This window comes from uncultured Tenacibaculum sp., from assembly GCF_947499065.1.
Lineage (GTDB): Bacteria > Bacteroidota > Bacteroidia > Flavobacteriales > Flavobacteriaceae > Polaribacter.
The window spans coordinates 206891-228873 of the sequence record NZ_CANMMT010000001.1 but is presented as its reverse complement, the minus strand read 5'-3'; the positions used below and the strand labels follow the sequence as shown (position 1 = coordinate 228873).

General features: G+C 29.2%; 21 protein-coding genes. 9 read left to right on the top strand and 12 right to left on the bottom strand.

The window, feature by feature from the left end:
- Positions 1 to 50 precede the first annotated feature (50 nt).
- From Q0958_RS01035 to Q0958_RS01000, 8 genes are all read right to left on the bottom strand, one after another.
- Positions 51 to 782 (bottom strand): DUF4097 family beta strand repeat-containing protein, encoded by a 732-nt coding sequence (locus Q0958_RS01035; RefSeq protein WP_299118515.1) that lies wholly within the window; start codon positions 780 to 782, stop codon positions 51 to 53.
- A 30-nt stretch (positions 783 to 812) separates the two neighbouring features.
- Positions 813 to 1649 carry a hypothetical protein gene (locus Q0958_RS01030; RefSeq protein ID WP_299118513.1) on the bottom strand — a complete coding sequence of 279 codons (837 nt, stop codon included), beginning with the start codon at positions 1647 to 1649 and terminating at the stop codon, positions 813 to 815.
- A gap of 16 nt (positions 1650 to 1665) precedes the next feature.
- Positions 1666 to 2436, bottom strand: coding sequence for a HEAT repeat domain-containing protein (locus Q0958_RS01025; RefSeq protein ID WP_299118511.1), 771 nt, complete (start codon positions 2434 to 2436; stop codon positions 1666 to 1668).
- Positions 2426 to 2971, bottom strand: a complete 546-nt coding sequence (locus tag Q0958_RS01020) for an RNA polymerase sigma factor (RefSeq protein WP_150898426.1) — start codon at positions 2969 to 2971, stop codon at positions 2426 to 2428. Before Q0958_RS01020 ends, Q0958_RS01025 begins: the two co-directional genes overlap by 11 nt.
- A gap of 112 nt (positions 2972 to 3083) precedes the next feature.
- Positions 3084 to 4646, bottom strand: a complete 1563-nt coding sequence (locus Q0958_RS01015; protein ID WP_299118510.1) for a S41 family peptidase — start codon at positions 4644 to 4646, stop codon at positions 3084 to 3086.
- The gene (locus Q0958_RS01010) at positions 4639 to 5061 is read right to left on the bottom strand and encodes a dCMP deaminase family protein (protein ID WP_255689253.1); all 423 of its coding nucleotides are present in this window, start codon (positions 5059 to 5061) and stop codon (positions 4639 to 4641) included. The genes Q0958_RS01015 and Q0958_RS01010 overlap by 8 nt, the downstream gene beginning before the upstream one ends.
- Before the next feature lie 66 nt (positions 5062 to 5127).
- Entirely contained in the window at positions 5128 to 5709 is a 582-nt protein-coding gene (locus tag Q0958_RS01005) for a HupE/UreJ family protein (protein WP_299118506.1), read from the bottom strand.
- Between the two features lie 9 nt (positions 5710 to 5718).
- Complete coding sequence (locus Q0958_RS01000) at positions 5719 to 6180, bottom strand: Lrp/AsnC ligand binding domain-containing protein (RefSeq protein WP_150898429.1); 462 nt, start codon at positions 6178 to 6180, stop codon at positions 5719 to 5721.
- Positions 6181 to 6284: 104 nt separating this feature from the next.
- Here Q0958_RS01000 and Q0958_RS00995 point away from each other — a divergent pair, with 104 nt between their 5' ends.
- Both Q0958_RS00995 and umuD read left to right on the top strand, forming a co-directional pair.
- The gene (locus Q0958_RS00995; RefSeq protein ID WP_299118503.1) at positions 6285 to 7541 is read left to right on the top strand and encodes a Y-family DNA polymerase; all 1257 of its coding nucleotides are present in this window, start codon (positions 6285 to 6287) and stop codon (positions 7539 to 7541) included.
- A gap of 3 nt (positions 7542 to 7544) precedes the next feature.
- Positions 7545 to 7982, top strand: a complete 438-nt coding sequence (umuD, locus tag Q0958_RS00990) for a translesion error-prone DNA polymerase V autoproteolytic subunit (RefSeq protein WP_150898431.1) — start codon at positions 7545 to 7547, stop codon at positions 7980 to 7982.
- A gap of 50 nt (positions 7983 to 8032) precedes the next feature.
- Here the strand turns inward: umuD and Q0958_RS00985 are convergent, their stop codons facing one another.
- Positions 8033 to 8443: a BrxA/BrxB family bacilliredoxin gene (locus tag Q0958_RS00985; protein ID WP_150898432.1), complete on the bottom strand. Its 411-nt coding sequence runs from the start codon at positions 8441 to 8443 to the stop codon at positions 8033 to 8035.
- Positions 8444 to 8560: 117 nt separating this feature from the next.
- Between Q0958_RS00985 and Q0958_RS00980 the strand changes: the two genes are divergently transcribed.
- The 5 genes from Q0958_RS00980 (at position 8561) to Q0958_RS00960 (ending at position 16185) form a co-directional block, all read left to right on the top strand.
- Positions 8561 to 9322 (top strand): TerB family tellurite resistance protein, encoded by a 762-nt coding sequence (locus Q0958_RS00980; RefSeq protein WP_299118500.1) that lies wholly within the window; start codon positions 8561 to 8563, stop codon positions 9320 to 9322.
- Between the two features lie 70 nt (positions 9323 to 9392).
- The gene (locus tag Q0958_RS00975; protein WP_299118499.1) at positions 9393 to 11597 is read left to right on the top strand and encodes an OmpA family protein; all 2205 of its coding nucleotides are present in this window, start codon (positions 9393 to 9395) and stop codon (positions 11595 to 11597) included.
- A gap of 113 nt (positions 11598 to 11710) precedes the next feature.
- A complete protein-coding gene (ileS, locus tag Q0958_RS00970) occupies positions 11711 to 15109 on the top strand; it encodes an isoleucine--tRNA ligase (RefSeq protein ID WP_299118497.1) in 3399 nt (1132 codons plus the stop codon).
- 3 nt (positions 15110 to 15112) lie between these two features.
- A complete protein-coding gene (locus tag Q0958_RS00965; RefSeq protein WP_150898439.1) occupies positions 15113 to 15490 on the top strand; it encodes a TraR/DksA C4-type zinc finger protein in 378 nt (125 codons plus the stop codon).
- A 113-nt stretch (positions 15491 to 15603) separates the two neighbouring features.
- Positions 15604 to 16185, top strand: coding sequence for a hypothetical protein (locus Q0958_RS00960; RefSeq protein WP_299118495.1), 582 nt, complete (start codon positions 15604 to 15606; stop codon positions 16183 to 16185).
- Between the two features lie 75 nt (positions 16186 to 16260).
- Here Q0958_RS00960 and Q0958_RS00955 read toward each other — a convergent pair whose 3' ends face one another.
- The 3 genes from Q0958_RS00955 to Q0958_RS00945 form a co-directional block, all read right to left on the bottom strand.
- Positions 16261 to 17811 carry a hypothetical protein gene (locus Q0958_RS00955; RefSeq protein ID WP_299118493.1) on the bottom strand — a complete coding sequence of 517 codons (1551 nt, stop codon included), beginning with the start codon at positions 17809 to 17811 and terminating at the stop codon, positions 16261 to 16263.
- Between the two features lie 12 nt (positions 17812 to 17823).
- On the bottom strand, positions 17824 to 18687 hold the full coding sequence (locus Q0958_RS00950; RefSeq protein WP_299118491.1) for an ABC transporter ATP-binding protein: 864 nt from the start codon (positions 18685 to 18687) through the stop codon (positions 17824 to 17826).
- A 62-nt stretch (positions 18688 to 18749) separates the two neighbouring features.
- Positions 18750 to 20048 carry a serine hydrolase gene (locus Q0958_RS00945; protein WP_299118489.1) on the bottom strand — a complete coding sequence of 433 codons (1299 nt, stop codon included), beginning with the start codon at positions 20046 to 20048 and terminating at the stop codon, positions 18750 to 18752.
- A gap of 208 nt (positions 20049 to 20256) precedes the next feature.
- Here Q0958_RS00945 and Q0958_RS00940 point away from each other — a divergent pair, with 208 nt between their 5' ends.
- Both Q0958_RS00940 and Q0958_RS00935 read left to right on the top strand, forming a co-directional pair.
- Positions 20257 to 21240 (top strand): histidine kinase, encoded by a 984-nt coding sequence (locus Q0958_RS00940; RefSeq protein ID WP_299118487.1) that lies wholly within the window; start codon positions 20257 to 20259, stop codon positions 21238 to 21240.
- Entirely contained in the window at positions 21241 to 21957 is a 717-nt protein-coding gene (locus tag Q0958_RS00935) for a LytTR family DNA-binding domain-containing protein (protein ID WP_299118485.1), read from the top strand.
- The last annotated feature ends 26 nt before the right edge of the window (positions 21958 to 21983 follow it).

The following is a 21983-nucleotide window of genomic DNA, read 5'->3' as shown; positions in this document are numbered from 1 at the left end:
AAAAATCTTAAAAGAAGTATTGAGTGAATGTTTTGTTTTTGTAAGATGAGTTATATTTTACGTAAAAATATATCACCACTTACAGTTTTTAATTGTAACGAAGCCTTTCCGTTTTTTACAGTTCCGTATATCTTTTGGTTTCCATAAGACTTACTCCTGTTTTTATCAAAATCAATATCTAAGTTAGAGTATACTGTGCCTGTTAAGGTTTGTGCTTTAAATTTAGCATCTGAAATAGCAACATCAATGTCGCCACTTACAGTTTTTAAATTCATAGACTTAGAATGTTTTTTTATGGTAATATTTCCACTAACTAAGTCTAAGGATAATTTGCCGTTATAGGCTTGAGCGTCTACATTTCCAGAAATACTCTTTATTTTAAGTTGCATATTTTTAGGAGCATAAATAATATAGCTTATTTTCATTTCATTATGATTTGAACAGTAGTTGTAACTATTACATCCTTCGCCACTATGAATTATTGTATGCTTTTTATGTTTCTTAAATAAATCACCATAGTTAGATTTTATTGTATAAATAGTTCCTGTTTTTTCTTCCTTCAAGCTAAAAAAATCATTGTCTTTATTGTCGTTTATATTTACTGTAGCTTGTACTGAAATTTCATTTTTTGACCAGTTTTCGATTTTTATTTCTTTAGCAAATTTCACATGAATATATACTTCGTTAATTCCTGATGCTTTTCTATTTTTAGTTACTTTTTTTTGTGCTGCTAGGTTACTATAAGTCAATAGTAATCCTATGAATAAGAGTAATCTTTTCATTTTTATAGTTTTATGTTGTTGTGTGTTAGGTTATTTTTTGCGTAAATAAATGTTTCCTAAAGACGATTTTAATTTAATTTTTACGCCTCCATTATTAATAGTACTCACGATACTTTTAGCTCCACTTACGTTTTTCATTCCTTTTTTGGTAGGAATTTCAATATCAAAATTAGTGTACACGGTTCCGTTAGTTTTTAATTCTAGATTTGCTTTTGTGTAAGAAGGAATGGCAACATCTATTTCACTAGTAGAGGAGCTTACTGTAATAGGTGATGATTGACTAACTTTAGAAAATTCAATATTTATTGGTCCAACAGTAGAGTGTGCCGTTATAGGCCCTGTAACATCCATCATGGTAATTCTTCCTACATTGGTATTAGCTTCAACTTCAGAAGTAAAACCTTCTATATTTAGACTTCCTAAGTTGCCTGTGTCAACAGAAATGTCGATATTTTTTGGAAGTTCTAAATGAATACCACTACGTTGAAAGTGAGATTTTAAATCTTTAACATAAAGTACATCTCCTTCTTTCTCTAGAGAAAATCCATAACCATTTGTATTGTCTTTACCTCCAGGATAAATTGCTGTTAAACCTTTTCGTTTGTCTTTTTTTGTTTTATCATGATTATTATAAGGAAATCTGTTATCATGGTCGTGGTCATCATCATGATCGCAATTGTTACAATCGTTGTGAGAATGTTTATAGTTTTTAAGTACTAAAGAGTTGGATGTACCTACTGTAATTTTTGTTGTAGTATTTGTTTCTATTCGTACTTTTTTAATCCCTGATAAAGAGTGTTTGTATTCTTTGTTTTGAGCAGTTACAACACCGCTAATTAATAATAATATTAAAATGATTTTTTTCATGATTCTTGTATGTTTTTTACAGTAAATTAGGTATGTTATACTGAATTTCTTGTTTTACGTAATTTGGTGTTTCTTCTTTTTCTAATAATTCTTTCATAGGTTCGAGCGCTCTTTTTTCGTGTATATTTCCTAAGATTTGAATTAATTCAATTTGCATTGAGGGTACTTTTTCTGTTTCTAGCGATTTGATTAATGCAGCTTTTACTTTTTCTAATGATGAGAATTTGGAGAGTACTTCTGCTGCAGCCAAACGTACATTTACGTTCTCATCATTGAATAGTTTATTTATAAGAGCATCAATTATTTTTATGTCGTTTTTTGTGAATTTTTCAGCATTACTTACTGCTAAAATTCTTTTACTTGCTGATTGATTTTCTAATAAAGCCAATACTTGATTTTCTTTTTCTATTTTTTGTTTCTCAGCAAAGGTTAAGTTACTAGAACCAATTGCCGATTGATATTTACCTATTAAAAAAGCACTAACAACTATAAGGATACTAGCAGCAACACGGATATGCGATTTCCAATTTGTTTTTGGTTGTATTGGTATAACTTTAGGTTGCTCTTTTTCCTTGTTTAAAAACGTTTCAAAATTTAATTTTAAGTTGTTTGAAGGTGTTTCTTCTATATCATTATCAATTACATCTAAAAAAAGTTTCATTTCTTTCACTTCTTTTTGACAAGTAATACAACTTTCAATATGTTTTTCGACTATTAAAGATTCTTCTTTGGTAAGGTTCTTCTCAATATAATCTATTAGTTTATTTTCTATATCGTTACACTTCATTACCTACTGTTTGAAAATAAATGTTTTTTAGTTTTTTTAATGCTCTATGCACTTTCACCTTTACGGCATTTTCTGAACTTCCTATTATTTCAGCAATTTGCTCGTATTTTATTCCTTGGTAGCGATGCATTACAATTAATTCTCTATCTGAATTATTTAGTTGTAATAAGGCTACTTTTAAATGTTCTATTTCTTCTTTATTATTTGTTGATGATTCAATTAATTCTGAGTTAAGTTTATCATCTTCAATAATATTAGTTCTCTCTTTTTTCTGTTTTTGATAGTATGTTGAAAAAATGTTTCTAGCTATGGTATATATCCAAGAAGCAAAATTTCCATTTTTATAAGATGTTCTATATTTTAAAACTTTGATAAAAACATCTTGAGTTAAATCTTCACTAACCATTTTATTTTGAATCATCTTATTAAAGAAATTGTAGATGCGCACATGATATCTGTCGAATAAAATCGACATAGTATCTAAATCTCCTTTAGCTACTGCTAGCATTAAATCTTCATCAGTTAGATGTTTCAATGTGTTAGTTTTGATTAGTTTCTATATTAAAAACCATCAATTTACAGAAAGGTTACATGTGATATTAAATTTTTTATAAAAAAAAGCCTCGTAAATTTACGAGGCCTTGTTTTTATTGAGATTCTAGTTCAAAAACTTTTTGAAGCATTTTGTCATTTGGTTGATTTACTTTGTATAAACCTTCGTCGCTAAAGAGTTCTCGAGCTATTAATGTTTTAAGATTATCTCTTAGTTGTTTTTTTGTTCTTTGTGATAATTGATAGTCTTTGAATTTAGATAAAAACTGATCAGAAATAGTATTGTCCTTATCAAAATTCTTTATAAAATCTTCAACTGTAATTTTAGCAAGTTTTTTACGATTGTTGTCTACATAGTTAAATGCGTAGTTGTTTAATGATCTAAAAAATATAGTTGGTATATAAGATGTTGTATCTACGGAAACAAAATGATCAGGAATAATACCACCACCGCCATAAACAGTTTTTCCTTTAGGAGTTGTAAATTTTAAACTGTCTATTGTTTTGATACTATCTCTGTTAAAAAGTTCTCCGTTTGAGTAGCGATTTCTAATATCGCTATCGTAAGAAGAAGTTGTGTTTTCTTTTTTATAGGGTTTCTGAATTGAGCGTCCGGTAGGAGTATAATATCTAGCGGTAGTTAGTCTAACAGCTGACCCATCACCTAAATCCATTTCCTGTTGTACCAATCCTTTTCCAAAAGAACGACGTCCAATAATAATACCTTTGTCATTATCTTGTAAAGCACCAGCTACAATTTCAGAAGCAGAGGCAGAGTTTTCGTCAATTAAAACATATAAACCGCCTTTTTCAAAATCTCCTTTTTCGGTAGCAAAAGATTCAACAACATCACCTTTGTTATTTTTAGTGAAAACAATTAATTTTTGGTCTTCTAAAAATTCATCAACAATACTATTAGCTATATCAATAAAACCACCACCATTTCCACGAAGATCAAGAACTAAGTCGGTCATTCCATCTTCTAAAAGATTGTCTAAAGAACTTTTGAATTCTTTATAAGTATTTCGAGCAAAACGATCTAATTTTATATAACCAATGCTATCGTTTAGCATATAAGCTACATCAACACTTTTTATATTTACTTTTCCTCTATTAATAGTTACGTCAAAAATACTATCGTTTGTTTTTCTGTAAATTTGTATGTCTACTTTGGTGTTAGGCTTACCTTTTAAAGCCTTCATTATTTGAGAAGTTTGAAGCCTCTTTCCATAAAGAGTATCTTTATTTGCTAACAAAATTCTATCACCAGCTTTAATTCCTTTTTTAATACTAGGTCCACCTTTTATTGGAGAAATAACGGTAATGGTATCACCAATCATTCTAAACTGAACACCAATTCCAACAAAATTACCTTGCATGTTTTCGGTAACTAATTGAAGATTTTCTTTTGGAATATAAACAGAATGTGGATCTAACTTACCAAGCATTTCAGTAATTGCACCATCTAATAATTCATCGGTGTTTACATTGTCTACATAATCATTATCTATATAATCAATAAGACGTTTAATTTTTCTTTCATTAGCAGTGTTTTTCCCAATTAAACCACTAGAGTTTCCTTGGTTAAAAAAAGTTCCGATAAGAATACCGAAAACAACAGCTATTGATAAATATATAGGTAAGTTATTTTTATTCATAAGGTAAATAAGTCAATTCAACACCAGCTTTTTCTAAAAAATCTATACCAGAACAATCTTTATATGCTTCTGCGTATACTACCCGTTTAATTCCTGCTTGATGAATTAATTTACTACATTGTTGACATGGAGAAAGTGTAATATATAATGTAGCATCTTTGCACGATTGTGTAGATGCTGCTACTTTTAAAATAGCATTTGCTTCTGCATGTAATACATACCATTTAGTATATCCTTCCTCATCTTCACAATAATTTTCAAAACCTGAAGGAGTTCCGTTGTATCCATCGGAAATAATCATACGGTCTTTTACAATAAGGGCTCCAACTTGTTTTCGTTTGCAATGAGATAATTTACCCCATTCTCTAGCCATTTTTAAATAAGCCTTATCGTATTTTAATTGTTTTTTATTCAAGAGTAATTTAGGTAGTTATGTGAAACGCTAATATAATTAGAATTAAGGTGTTTAGGCGTTAATTTTTTACCAAAAAACACGATCTATCATCATTTGAAAAGCAAAACCAATTACAATAGATGATGCGACTAAAATCCAGTCGCGACGGTTTACTCCAAATACAGATTGTACTAAAGAACCTACTAACAAAATAAGTAAAACAATAATAACTTGAGCTGCTTCTACACCTAATGCAAATTCTAATAAAGGAACTAATTTGTCTGAAGTTTTTCCAATCATCATTTTAAAATAGTTAGAAAAACCTAATCCGTGAATTAAACCAAAGAATAGAGCGAAAAATAAGTTTTGATTTTCTTTTCCTACAGATGCTTTTTTAGCAGTAAGTACATTCATTAATCCAGTAATGAATATAGTTAAAGGGATTAAAAACTCAATTAAATCGGCTCTAACATTTAGTATTCCATAAGCAGAAAGTGCTAAAGTGATTGAGTGCCCAATAGTAAACAATGTAATAAGCCATAAGACTTTTTTCCATTGCTTAAACTGATATACAACTGCAAGTACTATTAGAAATAAAATATGATCATAGGCTTTGATGTCTAATACATGAAACAAGCCCATTTTAAAGTAAAAAATAAAATCGTTCATTCGGGGTTTTTAAATTTTTATTTGTCGGTCTATTTGTTGGTCTAAAGATATAAAAGTTTCTGTTCTAGAAACCCCTTTTATAGTTTGAATATCCTTATTTAATAAATGCATTAAATCTTCATTGTTTTTACATAGTATTTTAATGAAAATAGCATAGTTTCCAGTTGTATAATGACTCTCTACAACTTCAGGAATGTCTTTCAATCTTTTAATAGCTGAAGAATATTGACTAGAAGCCTCCAAAAATACCCCTACAAAAGCGGTTGTGGTATATCCTAAGGCTTTTGGATTTAAAACCATTTTATAACCATCAATTAAATCAGAACTATCTAATTTTCGTAATCGTTGATGTATTGCAGCACCCGATATTCCTACCTCTCTAGCAATACTTAAAATAGGTGTTCGAGCATCCTTTACTAGTCGCTTGATAATAATTTTATCAATACCGTCAATTTTTAATTTCTTAAGCATACAGCAAAAATAAGGAAAGTTTACTTGATTATAAGGGAGTATAAAATTGGATATTTTAGAATATGTAGAAGCGTAATGGAAGAAGATTTTTTATCTTTACGTTTATGTATGCACTCGTAGATTGTAATAACTTTTATACTTCTTGTGAAAGGGTTTTTAATCCGAATTTAGAAGGCAAGCCAGTTGCTATTTTAAGCAATAATGATGGTTGTGTAATTTCTATGAGTGATGAAGCAAAAAAGATAAACCTTCCCTTTGGAGCACCTATTTTTAAGTGGGAACAGTTTTGTAAGAACAATAATATTTCAGTTTTATCATCAAACTATCCCTTATATGGAGATATGAGTGCTCGAGTGATGAAAATATTAGAACAATTTTCTCCCGATGTAGAAGTGTATTCAATAGATGAAGCTTTTTTACAGTTTAAAGGATTTGATAATTACGATTTTGATTCTTATGGAAAAAAAATAAGAAATACAATTTTACAATGGACAGGAATACCAACCTGTGTAGGACTAGCACCTACAAAAGCTTTAAGTAAGGTAGCTAATAAAATTGCTCGAAAGTTCCCTAAAAAGACAAGAGGGGTTTATGTAATAGATTCTGAAGAAAAGAGAGTTAAAGCACTACAATGGATGCCTATTGAAGGTGTATGGGGAATTGGTAGAGGATTAGTCAAAAAATTGAAAGCAAAAGGCTGTGTTAAAGCTTATGACTTTACTCAGTTAGACGATGATTGGGTGCGAAAAAATTTATCAATTACGGTTTGGAAGTTGAAGAAAGATTTAGAAGGAGATTCTAAAATAATATTGGACGAACCCGTAACAAAAAAAGCAATAGCAACAACAAGAAGTTTTGAGTATACATTTTCAGATATAGATAATATTAAGGAGCGAATTTCTACATTTGCCACAAGTTGTGCAGAAAAACTAAGAAAACAAAATTCTAGTTGTCATATGGTGGTTGTAATGTTGCGCAGCGATCGCCATAAAAAAGATAGTGAACAGCATAGGGTAAGTAAAACAGTAGTTTTTCCATATCCAACAGATTCAACATTAACTATCAGTAAAAGTGCAGTGAAAGCTGTAACAACTATATTTAAAAAAGGAATTAAGTATAAGAGAGCTGGAGTTATTGTAACAGGGTTAGTGCCTTCAGATAATTATCAATTAAATATGTTTGAAGGGGAAAACCCAAAACATAAACCTTTGATGAAGGCAATTGATAAGTTGAATAAAACATTTAAATCTGATAAAGTAAAATTAGCAAATCAAGATTTAAAACGTACTTGGAAAATGCGTCAAGAACGTTTGTCTCCAAAGTATACTACAAATATTAACGAGATTATTAAGGTGAAATAAATTATGGGAGCATTAGGAAAATTAACTCTTTTTTTACCAAAAGAAAAGAATGAAAATGAAGGAGCTATTTTTATGGATATTGGTATTTCGGCAGGATTCCCTTCGCCAGCAGACGATTTTAGAGAAACACGTATTTCTTTAGATGAGGAATTAATAAAGAATAAAGAAGCAACTTTTTTTGCAAAAGTTAGTGGTCAATCTATGATTGGTGCTGGATTGGATGATAATGATTTGTTGGTAATAGACAGAAGTATTGCACCTACAAACAACAAAATAGCTGTTTGTTTTTTAGATGGAGAGTTTACAGTTAAACGTTTACGCGTTGAAGGAGATGAAGTATGGTTGCAACCAGAGAATCCAGATTATCCAATTATAAAAATAACAGAAGAAAATAATTTTATTATTTGGGGAATAGTAACGAATGTTATTAAGAAAGTATAAAAAAACCAGCAATATTGCTGGTTTTTTGTTGTAAGTCTTTTATCTAATAATTAGCAAAACTCATCGTAAGCAGCTGCTAAATTCTGAGCAATAGCTTGAGCAGAACGACCTTCAATATGATGACGCTCTAACATGTGTACTAAATTACCATCTTTAAATAAAGCAATTGCAGGAGACGAAGGAGGGAAAGGAATCATATATTCTCTCGCTTTAGCTGTAGATTCTTTTTCTACACCTGCAAAAACAGTAGTTAAGTTTGTAGGAGTTTTATCAGCTCCTAAAGAAGCAATAGCACCAGGTCTAGCTGTACCAGCAGCACAACCACAAACAGAGTTTACCATTACTAACGTTGTTCCTTCTTTAGCTAAAGCATTATCAACATCTTCAGCAGTATATAAAGCATCAAAACCAGCGTCAATTAACTGATCGCGCATCGGTTTTACCAATTCTTCTGGATACATATTTTTAAATTAAAATTTGATGCAAAGATACTTCATTTACAAGCAAGAATCAAACCTAAAAAACTGATGCTTTTATATTAAGACATAATAGTATCTTTACAGCTTTAAAAAAATAGAATGGGGAAATTTGGAAAATGGCTCGGAGCAGGAGCAGGATTTACATTAGGAGGTCCAATAGGTGCAATCATAGGGTTTGCAGTAGGTAGTTTTATTGATGGGGTTTCTATAGAAGATTTTACAGAAGAGCAAAGAAAATATCAAGAACAAGCAGAACAGCAACAATATAGGGGAAGAGCTACTTCAGGAGATTTTGAAATAAGTTTATTAATACTGGCTTCAGTTGTTATAAAGTCTGATGGAAGAGTAGATAGAAGAGAATTAGACTATGTTCGATCGTATTTTGTAAGAATGTATGGTAAAGAGAGAGCAAATCATGCATTTAAATTATTCAATGGAATAATAAAGAAACAAATTTCAACACGTCAGGTTTGTTTGCAAATTCGCCAACATATGACGCATTCTACTCGATTACAATTACTTCACTTTTTATTTGGAATAGCGAAAGCCGATGGGCAAGTTACAAATCCAGAAGAGCAAGAGATAAGAAAAATAGCGAGTTATTTATATATAAATCAACGAGACTATTCTTCAATAAAAGCAATGTTTTATGATGCTTCAGGTAATGCATATAAAATTATAGAAGTTTCTAAAAGTGCTACTGATAGTGAAATTAAAAAAGCATATAGAAAGATGGCTAAAAAATACCATCCAGATAAATTACAAGGTTTGGGAGAAGAGCATAAAAAGGGGGCAAAAGAAAAATTCCAACAAATTCAAGCAGCTTACGACCAAATAAAAAAAGAGAGGGGACTTAGCTAATTTTTTAGTGTAATAAAAAAAAGTTATCTTTATAAGGGGTGGCTTAGATACGTAAAAACGCATTTTAAATATGGGTAAAAAGATACTATACTTATTTGTTTTTATAAGTGTAACTTGTTGGGGGCAAAGAAAATCTATTGCAGATAAATATTTTAATGAGTACGCTTATAAGAAATCAGCCAAATTATATGAAAGTTTATTTAAGAAAGGAGATACTTCCTATTCTGTCTTAAGTCGCCTAGGCGATTCTTATTACAATAATTCAAATTTTGTACAGGCTGAGAAATGGTACAAAGAATTAATTAAAAGGTATGAGAAAATTATTTCACCAGAATATATTTTTAAATACGCACAAGTATTAAAAAGTAATGGGAAAATTAAAGAGTCAGATAAGTGGCTTTTGAAATTAAATAATTTAAGAAAAGAAGATAGTAGAGGAGAAGCATTAAAACAAAATGAAAACTATTTTATTGAGTATACTAATAGAGAAAAGTTATATGTAAATCTTAATAACCTTTCAATAAATACAAAGTATTCTGATTTTGGTGGTTTTATATATGGTAATGAGTTTTATTTTGCTTCAACGAAGCCTAATGGAACCAATGATAAAAAGTTGTATAGTTGGAATAATCAACCACATCTTAGTATCTATAAAGGAACAGAATCTTTTAACGAAGAAGCAAAAATTCTAGATGTGTTTGCTTCTAAGAAAGTTGAATCTGTAGATTCTAAATACCATGAATCTAATGCTGTAATTACATCAGATGGAAAGACAATGTATTTTACAAGAACAAGTTCTGATGGAGAAAAATTAAAAGGAGGAAAAAACAAAGAAGCAAACCTTAAAATTTATAAGGCAGAAAAAATTGGAAATGTTTGGGGGAATATAACAGAACTTCCTTTTAATAATGATAACTACTCAATAGGACATCCAGCTTTAAGTTTAGATGAAAAAACACTGTATTTTATCTCTAATATGCCCAATGGTTATGGTTTAACAGATATTTATAAGGTAGAATTATTAGAGGAAGGAAAGTATAGTGAACCAAAAAATTTAGGAAGAGGTATAAATACAGAAGGAAGAGAAATGTTTCCTTTTATAGGAGATGATAATACCTTGTATTTTGCTTCAGATGGGCATTTAGGTTTAGGAGCTTTAGATGTTTTTGAATCTAAATTTGTAGAAGGTAATTATACGAAATCTCTAAATTTAGGAGCACCAATTAATGGACCTTATGATGATTTTGGTTTTGTAATTAATAAGAAACGAAATAATGGTTTTTTCTCTTCAAATAGAGAAGGAGGAAAAGGAGATGATGATATTTATAGTTTCTTAGTATATAATTGTAAAGAAGCTATTTCTGGTTTAGTAACAGAAACAAAAACAGAGAAACCAATTCAAGACGCAGTAGTGAAGTTAATCGATTCTACAGGTAAAGTAGTAACTGAAACAAAAACAAAAAAAGATGGTACATATACTTTTAATGCGCTAGAATGTGAAAAGAAGTTTACGGTAGTAGCATCAAAAGATGACTATAAGAGTGAAGAAAAAGTAGTAGAAACACTTGATGTAAATAAAGAGTCAATAACTACTAATTTACAATTAGAATCTTTGATAGTTGAAGATCAAATAGTAATCAATCCTATTTATTTTGATTTTGATAAATATGATATTAGAGAAGATGCAACATATGAGTTAGAACACGTGGTGTCTGTAATGAATAATCATCCTGAAATGGTAATTAAAATTGAATCACACACAGATAGTAGAGGGGAAGCTAAGTATAATATGTGGTTATCTACTAAAAGAGCGGAAGCAACCAAAAAGTATATTGTTTCAAGAGGTGTTTCGTCGGATAGAATACAAAGTGCAAAAGGTTTAGGAGAAGAACAATTATTGAATGATTGTGATGAAAAAAATGGAGCTAAATGTGCAGAGGAGGCACATCAAATAAATCGTCGTTCATATTTTTACATATTAAATGATAATAAAACATCAGAAGTAAAAAGAAAACAAGGATTAATATACAAAATACAACTAGCCTCAACTAAAAAGCAAGAATATGAAAAAGAGCCATTTGCTAATTTGGAAGAAGCTGAGGTAATACGTGCAGGTACTTCGTATAAGTTTTATTGTTGTGAAAATATTTCTTTAGAAAAAATAGAAGAAAGATTAAATCAATTAAAAAAAGCAGGCTATAATGATGCTTTTATTGTTCCTTTTTTAGAAGGGAAAAGAATAAGTATAAAACAAGCTTTAGAAATAAGTAAATAAATTAAGGTAGAAGAGAAATAAAAACACCTTTTTTGAGGTGTTTTTTTATTTCGTAAACCCAACTATTACAAGAAAATACGTAATTTCGCAAATTCAATAAATATTATAATAAAATGAGTACGAAGTTTACTGAATACAAAGGGCTTAACTTGCCAAATGTTGCTGAAGAAATCCTTAACTATTGGAAGGAAAACAACATTTTTGAAAAAAGTATAACTACACGTGATGACAACAAACCTTTTATATTTTTTGAAGGACCCCCTTCGGCAAATGGTTTACCAGGTATTCACCACGCAATGGGACGTACCATTAAAGATATTTTTTGCCGTTACAAAACATTAAAAGGATTTCAAGTTAAGCGTAAAGCTGGATGGGATACTCATGGATTACCAGTTGAGTTAGGAGTAGAAAAAGAACTTGGAATTACTAAAGAAGATATTGGTACTAAAATTACAGTAGAAGAATACAACGTTGCTTGTAAAAAAGCTGTAATGAAGTATACAGACATCTGGAATAATTTAACAGAAAAAATGGGTTATTGGGTAGATATGGAAGATCCATATGTAACCTATAAACCTAAATATATGGAAACAGTATGGTGGTTGTTAAAACAGATATACAACAAAGACTTGATGTACAAAGGATACACAATTCAGCCATATTCACCAAAAGCAGGAACTGGATTAAGTTCACATGAGGTAAATCAACCAGGAGCTTACCAAGATGTTACAGATACTACAGTAGTAGCACAGTTTAAAGCGGTTAATGAAACATTACCAAGCTTTTTAGAAAACAGAGGAGATATCCATATCCTTGCATGGACTACAACTCCATGGACTTTACCAAGTAATACAGCTTTAACAGTTGGTCCAAAAATAGATTATGTATTAGTTAAAACATTTAATCAATATACATTCGAGCCAATTCAAGTAATACTAGGAAAGCCATTAGTTGGAAAACAATTTGCAGGTAAAAAGTTTAAAGCGGTTGAAAATGAAGCAGATTTAGCTTCTTATAATGCAGGTGATAAACAAATACCTTATTGCGTTGTAGCGGAATGTAAAGGAGCTGACTTAGTAGGAATTAAATACGAGCAATTATTGCCGTATGCGTTACCTTATGAAACACCAGAGCAGGCATTTAGAGTTATTCCTGGAGATTTTGTTACTACAGAAGATGGTACAGGTATTGTGCATACTGCACCTACTTTTGGTGCAGATGATGCTTTGGTAGCAAAAGATGCAGGAGTGCCACCAATGTTGGTAAAAGATGCAAACGATAATTTAGTGCCATTGGTAGATTTGCAAGGGAAATTTACAAGAGATATGGGAGAGTTTGCAGGAATGTATGTTAAGAATGAGTATTATGCTGAAGGAGAAGCTCCAGAAAAATCTGTAGATGTACAAATAGCAATCAAATTAAAAGAAGAAAATAAAGCTTTTAAAGTAGAAAAATATGTACACAGTTACCCACATTGTTGGAGAACAGATAAGCCAATTTTATATTACCCATTAGATTCTTGGTTTATTAAAGTAACTGATGTAAAAGAACGTATGTATTCTTTAAATGAAGAAATTAACTGGAAACCAGAAGCAACGGGAACAGGTCGTTTTGGTAATTGGTTAAAGAATGCAAACGATTGGAACTTATCGCGTTCACGTTTTTGGGGAATTCCATTACCAGTTTGGAGAACAGAAGATGGAAAAGAAGCAAAAATTATAGGTTCTATAGCTGAGTTGAAAGAAGAAATGCAACGTTCAGTAGAAGCTGGTATAATGACTGAGGATATTTTTGCTGATTTCGTATCAGGAGATATGTCTGAAGAAAATTATGACAAAGTAGATTTACATAAAAATGTAGTTGATAAAATTACATTAGTTTCAGATAGCGGTGAGCCTATGAAACGTGAATCAGACTTAATTGATGTTTGGTTTGATTCAGGTTCTATGCCGTATGCACAATGGCACTACCCATTTGAAAATAAAGAATTAGTAGAAGAAGGATGGAAAACAGCCGATTTTATTGCTGAAGGAGTAGATCAAACTAGAGGTTGGTTCTATACACTTCATGCAATAGCTACTATGGTTTTTGACGATAAAGCATATAAAAATGTTGTATCAAATGGATTAGTATTAGATAAGAATGGACAAAAAATGTCTAAACGTTTAGGAAATGGAGTAGATCCGTTTGAAACATTAGATAAATATGGTCCAGATGCTACTCGTTGGTACATGATATCAAATGCGAATCCATGGGATAACTTAAAGTTCGATTTAGACGGAATTACAGAGGTTAGCAGAAAGTTTTTTGGAACATTGTATAATACTTATTCATTCTTTAGTTTATATGCCAATATTGATAGTTTCACTTACAGTGAAGAAGAGATAGCACTACAAGATAGACCAGAGATTGATCGTTGGATTTTATCAGAGTTAAATACATTGGTTCAAAAAGTAGATAAATTCTACGCAGAGTATGAACCAACAAAAGCAACAAGAGCAATTTCTGATTTTGTTCAAGATTATTTAAGTAACTGGTATGTTCGTTTATGTAGAAGACGTTTTTGGAAAGGAGAATATGCTCAAGATAAAATTTCAGCATATCAAACGTTATATACTTGTATGATTACGGTAGCTAAACTTGGGTCTCCAGTAGCACCTTTCTTTATGGATAAATTATATAAAGATTTAATCAAGGCTACAAGAACTGAAGGTTTTGAAAGTGTACATTTAGCAGAGTTTCCAAAATACAATGCAGGTTTAGTTGATAAATCATTAGAGCGTAAAATGGAAAATGCACAAACTATTTCTTCATTAGTTTTATCGTTAAGAGCTAAAGAAAAAATCAAAGTACGCCAGCCGTTACAAAAAATAATGATTCCTGTATTGGGAGAAACTCAAAGGGAAGAAATTTTAGCTGTAGCAGATTTAATTAAATCTGAGGTAAATGTTAAGGAAATAGAGCTATTAGACGATGCTTCAGGTATTTTAGTTAAGCAAATTAAACCAAACTTTAAAGCCTTAGGACCTAAGTTTGGAAAAGATATGAAGTTGATTTCTAATGAGATACAAAAATTCGGTCAAGAGGAAATAATTAAAATTGAAAAAGAAGGGAATATTTCCATTGAAATTAATGATAAAATCATTAATTTAGAAACCGCTGATGTAGAGATTTCATCCAAAGATATCGAAGGTTGGTTGGTAGCAAATGCTGAAGGTTTAACCGTAGCTTTAGATGTTACAATTAATGATGATTTACGTAAAGAAGGAGTTGCAAGAGAATTAGTTAATAGAATTCAAAACGCACGTAAAGAGACCGGTTTAGATGTAACTGATAAAATAAAGTTAACAATTTTACAAGCTGCCGATTTAGAGAATTCGGTTATAGCAAATGAAAACTATATAAAAGCTGAAACATTAACAGATACGTTAGTTTTTGTTGATGATTTAAAGACTGGTACGGATATTGAATTCGATGCCATCAAAAGTAAAATGTTAATAGAAAAAATATAGCGTATGGATGATATTAAAGTAAGATACTCTGACGGTGATCTACAAGAATTTAAAGAAATCATTTTAAAGAAAATAGAACACGCTGAAGAAGATTTAAGACTATTACAGGATTCATATAAAAATGGAGCCGACAACGGAACTGAAGATACTTCACCAACATTTAAGTCGTTTGAAGAAGGATCTGATACAATGGCAAAAGAAGCAAATATGCAATTAGCCATTCGTCAAGAAAAATTTATTCGTGATTTAAAAAATGCATTAATTCGTATTGAAAATAAAACATACGGAGTTTGTAGAGTTACAGGTAAATTAATTCAAAAAGAGCGTTTAAAATTAGTACCGCACGCTACGTTAAGCATTGAAGCTAAACGTAAGCAATAAAAATTATAAATAAAATATAAAGCCTCTATAAAAGAGGCTTTTTTTATATGAGAAACTTTTTGATATCCATCTTCATATTTTCAAGTTTTTTAATTTTTTCACAGGAAAAGTTAATGAAGCAGAAAAATATACAAGTAGAGGTAATTGAAATTATTACTGAAGGATTGGATGATGTTGTTATAGAAAATTCTTTAGAAGATAAATTAGAGGTATTCCTGTTAGATGAAAACCCAAATACACATGCAATCCTTATAGAAGAAGATAGAGAAGAAGTCAAAATTAGATTTAAATTAAATTTTAAAGCTTTTGATAATGGAGTTTTTAGAAAGTATATCACAAAGCGTATAGAAAGAGCGAGTGCAGTTGTTAAAGTCCCAAAAGGAAAAAAAATTATTATTTATGGGAAAACAGTAGGGATAGAATCAAAAAGCTACAAAGGAGATTTGTCTATTTTTATAGAAAAAGGAAATGTTAAGCTAAATACAGTGAAAGGGAACGTTCTGGTTAAACTCTTCTTAGGAAATGTATATGCAAAATTGAATAAAAATAAACTTTTAAATATTGAAACTACTAATGGGGAGTTTACTTTAAACAATAAAAAAATGAATAATATATTTAATGAAAAGAAAGTAAATTCTAGTCCTGATTTTAAGGTGAAATCAATAAACGCTAATGTTGTTTTAATAAGAGAATAAAGAACCAAAGTTTAAGAAATATCTAATAATATATTCCAAAGTTTTTTGGCTCTTTATTTTTTCAATTTTATAAGGTTATAAAGACTGTAATACTGTTTTTTTTAAAAAATAACTTAAAGACCATAAAAATATAGAACTAACAAATAATGTAATAAAGTATACAACAGTATGGTTTGTTCCTCCAAAATAATCAGTAAAGGGAATTTTATTAATATTCATATAGGTAACCATAAAAAACAATACTTCGAATAGTTTTTTTCCTTTAGTAATTAATCCTAGAGTTGATGCTAAAGCTATAATAAAAACTCCTCCAGAAATAATACTGCCAAAGGCAATAATATTACCATTAAAAGCAAATCTAATAAGCAAAGGGCTCGCTAAAAAAATCATTAAAAAAATTGCAGCTATTATTTGAGAAAAAAATATTCTTCTTAAAGGTTTAAAAGATGAGAAAGTAAAGTAATGTATGTTATTAGTATTTTCTTTAGTAGTAAGGTCTGAAATTCTATTTACTTGAAAGAACCATAGAATAGGTAAAACTATTTGATGAGCAATTTTTAGAGGAGTTAAAAAAAGAACTAATATTCCTATTAAATTAATCAACCATAACCAACGTTTCCCTTTTCTAAACAGTAACAGAAATTCCGTTTTAATAAGAGGTATAACACTATAATTATTCTTCGCTTTTGGAAGATTAAATAATTGAATATTATTAATACCTGTTTGATGTAAAGTAATTTTATCTTTTTTTGTAGACTCTTTTCTTTCTTTAAGATTAAAACGATGGAAGAAAGAAGAAACACTAATAATGGCTATAAAACCAATAAAAACCCAAAGAAACCTACTAATAATAAATAAAGTAGAAAATTCCATTCCATTAAATTCAAATTTATTAGACTTTTGTACATTTCCCAAGACATAACCTATATTCATGTCGATGTTGTTATCTAGTTGTTTTATATTTCGTACTGTTTCTTCTAGATGGTGGATTACAATTTTATTTCCAAAAATATCTAAAGAATATTGAATTTCAGTTTTGGCTTGAAATATCATTAAGAAAGAGAACAAAAAGAAAAAAGTAATATTCATTATGGTATTGTACTTTCCTAGAAAGACTTCAAAAATAACAGCAAGAACAGAAATTAAGAACATAGCTGGAATTGGAATTAAAAGGTAAGGTTTTATAAAATTTAATGGTTCAAAAGGAAAGCCATCATTATATAAAAAGAAAAGTACTATACTCATAAAAAAGATAATCAAAAGTATGGTTAGTAAAATCAAGTAGTTACTAAGAACTTTAGCGAATAAATATCTGAAATTGCTAGTTTTTGTAGTTGCTATTATTTGACCTACTTTGGTGTCTATGTCTCTTTTTATGCCACTATTAATTAAATAAAATCCAATAAGAGATAAAAAAATGCTACTCATTATAGCAGTGACATAACCAAACCATGAAGAGTTATAAAAACCAACATAGTTTGAAATTCTTATAGTAGAATAATTAGCATTAGGCTCTGGAACAAAAGTATAAGCAATAGCTAAGCTTGCACATAATGTAATTAGAAAATTATAACTGCGGGTTCGTTGTAAATAATCTAGTTTTATAGTGGTGAAAAAAGAGTTCATGATTATAAAGGTTTATTTGGATTTAATGAAATATAGATATGCATCCTCTAAGCTAGCTTCTTGTTGAATAGAGTTTTGTAAAGGAGAATTCGTTATATATCTAACAGATAGTTTTCCTTTCTTTCGTGTAGTGCTAACTACCATATAAGAGTTTTTAAATGAAGCTAAATCTTCTTTAAGAATATTGATTTCATATACTTTATCAGAAATGGTATGAATAATATTTTCAGGGACCTCTTCAATAATTAGTGAACCTTTGTTCATTATGGCAACACGATCGGCAATAGTATCAATATCAGAAACAATATGAGACGATAGAATGACAATACAATCATTAGCTAAATCTGATATTAAATTTCTAAATCGAACACGTTCTTCAGGGTCTAGTCCAACAGTAGGTTCATCAAAAATGAGTACTTTAGGATTATTTAAAAGAGCTTGTGCAATTCCTATACGTTGCTTCATTCCTCCAGAATAAGTTCCAATAGGTTTGTTTGCTACTTCAATAAGATTTAAATCTTCTAATAAAAGGGAAATTCTAGATTTCAATTTTTTTCCACCAATACCTTTCATTGCAGAAATGTATTCTAAAAATTCATAAGCATTCAAATTAGGGTATACACCAAAATCTTGAGGTAAATACCCAAGTTGCTTACGGATATAGTTTGGGTCTTTGATAATATTATTTTTATTTAATGAAATAATTCCTGAAGTTGGTTGGTTAACTGTGGCAATCATTTTTAATAGTGTAGATTTTCCTGCACCATTCGGTCCTAATAAGCCTAAAATTCCTTTTTCTATAGTTAAAGAAAAGTTATGTAGAGCATATTTTTTTGAGGAATATTTTTTTGTAGTATTTTTAATTTCTAGTTTCATCGGATATTAATAAAGTTTTAAAAAAGAGTTTAATAAAAGGGGACTAGTTTTGTATTTAATACTTATGATTTAATCCTTTTTATAGTAGTCTCTAAACCATTTTGTCTAAAAACTAATTGATTTGTATTTTCAGGATTTAGCTCTAGTTCTACTCCAAAGGCTCCATTATAAAGTTTATTTTTTTCTTTACTTATTAATATTACTTCAGCACCTTGAGCAGAAAAGTATAGATGATTATTTTTTTTCAATATTTCAATTTCCATTTTCATTCCATGAGAATCAAATAAGTATTTACCAATTGTTTTTTTGAAATGTGTTGTAATATTTTGATTAAAAATTATATTCTTATTTTCATCTTTTAAGTAGGCAAATAGCTCTTCTTTAAGCATTTTATTAAAAGGAATAAACCTAGAGTTTCCAAAGAAAAGAATCATGTTTTTTGTTATAGGGTTGTAGTATTCTCTAAAAGAATATCCAAGATTATTTCCACCATGACCAACAAAACCATTTTTAAATTTTGTCATACCCAAACCATAATCAGCATCATCAAAATCGATAAGTTTTTGTAATGAACTGTTAGAAATTAAAGTCTTTGTTTGAAATAAGTGATTATAAAACTTAGCCATATCATGTAGAGTAGAGGCTATAGAACCGGCTGCATTGGCATAGTTGGCAAAAAAACGATAATCTAAATAACTTGTTACATCTTGTCCTTTGTGAATTGGAGTTGCTAAGTTTTTTAATTTTTTAGAAACATACGGATATGATTCTTTCATATTACAAGGAATGAAAATGCGTTCACGTACTAAATCAAAGTAACTTTTATCGGTAATATTTTCTAAAATCTTGCCTAAAAGAATATAATTAGTATTACAGTATGAATATTTTCCAATTTTTTTTGAGTTATTTTCAGGAATTCGATCTAAGGGGTTTGAATTATAAATACTATCATTTTTAGCATAAAAATCATTTTCAAAGTTTTTTCCTACCAGTTCACCTAAACCACTTCTATGTCTTAATAAAGATTCAATTGTTAAACTTGAATTTACATTTTTAATAGGTTGTAAATAAAGGCCAATGCTGTCTGATAAATTTAAATTCCCTTTTTCAAGTTCTTGTAAAATTAATATGGCTGTAATTTTTTTTGTAGCACTTCCAATATTAAAAATAGTATGTTGATTATAATTTCTTGTTCCTATGCTAGCTACTTCAGTTTTACCATTTTTATGTACTAATATTCCAATATCTTGATTTAGTTCAGATAAGTATGGTGTATATTTTTCTGTGAGCTTAGATAAAGATTGTTGACTAAAGATAAGTTGACAAATAAAAAGCGAGATTATTAAAGTTATACGTGTCATAATGATGTGTTTTAAGATTATGACACAAATATTATAAGCTAAAACTTGCTTTGGAAAAAATAATGATGATGGTAGATTGTTTAGTGATAAGAGTAAAAAAGAAAGAATATCATTAAAAAAAGGATGTTTACACTAAAAAAAATATCTTTCGTCATTAAAAGTTTACATTCAAAAGGATTTCGGGTATTTTTGAAAAGAAAAAAATAAAATGTCTAAGTTTGATAAATTAGTTGATAATAAAGTTCTACAGAATTTATTTGTTTGGTTTTTTGTGTTTCTTGTACTCGCAGCTTCTATACAAGGAACAATGAATAGAGCTTTTTCAGCATTAGTATCTATTGCTATTCTGGCTCCGTGTATTTATATACAGAACTTAATAGTACTTCCATTTTTTAGAAAAAATAATATAAAGTTTACCACATTTACGCTCTTTAACGCTATCATTTTTGCTCTTTTAATTACTTTTTTACTAAATATTACCGTAGAAAGTACTCATAATGACTGGAAAGTTTTTTTTAATTTTTTAGGAGTTATACTTTTAGCATTATTCTTAGGGTCTGGGCTAAAAATTGCAAGAGATAGTTTTTATAAAAGACAGCAAATAAAAGAAGCAGAATTAAAATTATTAAAAGGACAATTAAATCCACATTTTCTATTCAATACACTGAATAATCTATATGGTTTATCAGTAATTAAGTCAGATAGATTACCAGGTTTAATGTTAAAACTTTCAGATTTATTACGATATAGTTTATATGAGACTAAGGAGATATTTGTTCCTTTAAAAAAAGAACTAGAGTATTTAGAAAATTATGTTTCATTAGAAAGAATAAGATTAGAAGAGCAAACAGAAATTATCCTAAATATTTCTGGAAATATTGATTCTAAAAATATAGCCCCTATGTTGCTAATTGTTTTTGTAGAGAATGCATTTAAGCATTTAGGAATTCAAGGAGAAGAACAAAGTAAGGTTATGATAGAGGTTAGTGAAAAAAAAGAAAAACTATATTTTAAGTGTATAAATACAATAGATGATACTAAACCCTTGGAAGAAAATTTAGAAAAAGGTAGAAGTGGTATTGGTTTAGTTAATGTAAAAAAACGTTTGAGTTTATTATATCCAAATACGCATCAATTGGAGATAAATAAAGAGAAAAATAACTTTTTTGTTGAATTAATTTTAGAAATATAAATGGATGAAATAAGATGTATAGTAGCAGATGATGAACCAATTGCTCGTCAAATATTAGAGAGTTATATCAAGGAACTACCCAATTTAAATCTTGTTGCTTCGTGTAAAAATGCTTTTGAAGTTATGGATGTACTTCAGAAGGAAACCGTTCATTTATTGTTTTTAGATATTAATATGCCAAAATTATCTGGAATTAGTTTGTTAAAAACATTGCAAGTAAGGCCTTCTGTTATTATTACAACAGCTTATTCTGAATATGCTGTGGAAGGATTTGAACTTTCAGTAACTGATTATTTATTAAAGCCTTTTTCTTTTGAACGTTTTTTGAAAGCGGTAATGAAGGTTCAACAAAAACCTGTTCAAAATATTAAAATAGAAGAAGTACAAAGAGATGATTTTCAAAGTAATTCAATTTTTGTAAAGAGTGAAAAAAAAATCATTAAATTAAACTTAGATGATATTTCACATATTGAAGCTTATGGAAATTATATAAAGGTTTATGCAGGTAATATGATTTTAGTTTCTCAAACATTGTCTGAATTTCTGACAAAGCTGCCAAACAATTTTATTAGAATTCATAAATCTTATATAATCAATTTTAAATATTTAAAACTTATAGATGGCAATCAAATTCTACTTCATAATGAAGTAAAATTAGTAATAGGAAAGTCCTTTAGAAAAGAACTTTTATTAAGAATAGATAAAGAAGTAATGTGAATAAAAGAATATCAATACTTTTCTTA